Genomic DNA, 2,231 nt, shown 5'->3' on the forward strand with positions numbered 1-2,231 from the left:
ACCCTCAAGAAATGTGTTTCTAAAATCAGAATTTGCTGAAAAAACAGGTGTAACATTCGATAAAAATGTAGCCGCTGCAGCCAACGAAAGAACTTTAACAAAAGAAAAACGAGAACGTTTTAATTCACTCGCTGCTTGTGGGGCATATAATTTTTTCATAACAAACTCTCCAATGAAAAAACTTAAAAACACCTCCAAAACATAAAAAAGACACATTTTAGCATTATTGACCTCTTTGGAATTGAGAATAGAGGATTATTGCTTAGAGTGTGAACGTTTTGAGTCTTTAATCTTGTTTTGTTTGTGCTTTCTGTGTTGAGACCTAAATGTTTGTTTTTTTGATTATGTTTTGTAGACATAAAAATAACACATTTAGAGTCTAAGGGGTTTAATGTGCTGTTTTTTCCTAACTAAAAAGAGGTCTTGCATATTTAATCTTACTTTTTACTTGGTCGTCGTTAATATAAAATCTTTCAAAAAAGGTTTTAGTATGTGTTTTCCTAGTTATAGACTTTAGTTTTATTAAAAAGCATTTTTTTGTTAATAACAAGTAAAGTAAAAAGAGATTGTAATATGTTCGAAATCTGGCTTGCCTCGGATAATCGGCTTTTTAGTTAGGTTTTCTCTTTTTAAAGTATCATATAATGATATATGCGCGGTCTTGTGATGTACCTTCTATCTTTACGCACTACCTATCCCCCCTTTGAAAGTTATTTTATCAAAATGAGTCTTACTAATATACATTTCCGCATCACTATAGACTGTTCAAGAAAATAGCAACATAAAAATATGACTTTTTAGCAATATGGATTCTATTGTGATCTTTTTTCAACAAAAATATAGAAAAAGCTTCTATAAAACCTCAAAGTTTATAGCCTCACCTGTTGCTTTCGGTCCATCGGCTACTGCGGAGGGTCTAAGTTCTATTGCTGTAGGTTTGAATACGCAGAGCAAAAGAGATAATTCAGCTGCTTTTGGTGATCTTGTATATGCATCAAATATTATGCTTATCTCTAGATAAATACTGTAGCGTCTTAAAAAAAATCACCCTCATTTCAATAAAATAAGAATAAATGTTGTTAAAATAATCCTTTACTATCATAAATTCAGCGTCAATCTTAAGCCAGCACCTCTCCCCCAATCTCCGCCAGAACTCATTGCGGATATATTAGAGCGATCTTTCCATCTTCTGACATACAACCAGCTCCAAAGGCAAAAGCCGATCGACTACGCTATAAACCATTACCAAAACAGACACTTAAAGACCAAAGAATATCAAAATAACTTAAATTCGATATAACTTAAATTCGATACTGCTAAACCAACAGAGGCCGCCTGTCTTGCTTCTTTCTGAACTGTCTTCATATCATATCTTAATGCTTCAAATTTTGTATCCGTGTAAGATTTTGCATCATTCACAACATTACTCATCGCATTATCCTATGGATTCAGAAAACCATTTATCTATATATTTTTTTGCATCATCAAAAACTGTCTTATCTGCTGCTCACTGTCATGTAATTGATCATCTTTTATGGCATTATACAATCCAATAATAATCTTATCAGCAGTAAAATTATGCAAAATAACATACCGCCTATCTTGTCATAAAAATAATGCTGCATTCATTGATAATATTATTATTATATATATTTCTCTTATAAGGAAAAACCTCTCTCAAAAATAAATATCGATTACTCAAATAATTCCTTTTGGAGATGATAAATGATTTTTTCACATAAAATTTCATAATAAAAAATACATTTTTATTCGAAATAAACCCCTTATCTTCTATTGCTATTCATTTATGATGAGAATAACTTTCCTTCTCTTAAAATGCCACATGTAATGCATTTGATAAGAGAAGGAAAATTTATTTCGAATTTTCTATTGTTAATTCAGTGTTACCCTAAACCCAGCACCTACCCCCCAATGTCCCCCAGCACTCGTTGCAGATATGTTAGAGCGAAATCTTCCATTTTCAGACATATAACCAGCCCCAATAGCAAATGCGGATTGACTACGCCATACACCCGTACCAAACGAAAAACTTAATTTTCCCGGTGTATCGTCATAGCTTAAATTAGACACCGCTAAACCAATCGCTGCTGCTTGTCTTGCTTCCTTGCGAACATCCTCAATAGCATAATTTAGCGTCTCAAACTTCATATCCGTATAGGATTTCGCCTCGTTAACGCCATTATTAACTATAGTATTGACTTTCTCATCCG

General features: G+C 32.8%; 3 protein-coding genes. 1 reads left to right on the top strand and 2 read right to left on the bottom strand.

The window, feature by feature from the left end:
* The first annotated feature begins 805 nt into the window (after positions 1-805).
* On the top strand, positions 806-1,021 hold the full coding sequence (locus ACFIJ9_RS08560; RefSeq protein ID WP_375636765.1) for a hypothetical protein: 216 nt from the start codon (positions 806-808) through the stop codon (positions 1,019-1,021).
* Between the two features lie 254 nt (positions 1,022-1,275).
* On the opposite strand, the gene ACFIJ9_RS08565 is transcribed toward ACFIJ9_RS08560, so the two are convergent.
* Both ACFIJ9_RS08565 and ACFIJ9_RS08570 read right to left on the bottom strand, forming a co-directional pair.
* Positions 1,276-1,431, bottom strand: a complete 156-nt coding sequence (locus ACFIJ9_RS08565; RefSeq protein WP_375636767.1) for a hypothetical protein — start codon at positions 1,429-1,431, stop codon at positions 1,276-1,278.
* A gap of 462 nt (positions 1,432-1,893) precedes the next feature.
* Positions 1,894-2,231, bottom strand: a 338-nt coding sequence (locus tag ACFIJ9_RS08570; protein WP_375636768.1) for a YadA-like family protein, incomplete at its 5' end; no start/stop codon positions are given.

The sequence above is a fragment of the Bartonella sp. MR90HLJMH genome (assembly GCF_042194115.1).
Classification (GTDB): Bacteria; Pseudomonadota; Alphaproteobacteria; order Rhizobiales; family Rhizobiaceae; genus Bartonella; species Bartonella grahamii.

Coding starts and splice junctions, on each gene's coding strand:
- ACFIJ9_RS08560 (WP_375636765.1), top strand. CDS start 806: ATGGATTCTATTGTGATCTTTTTTCAACAAAAATATAGAAAAAGCTTC.
- ACFIJ9_RS08565 (WP_375636767.1), bottom strand. CDS start 1,431: ATGAGTAATGTTGTGAATGATGCAAAATCTTACACGGATACAAAATTT.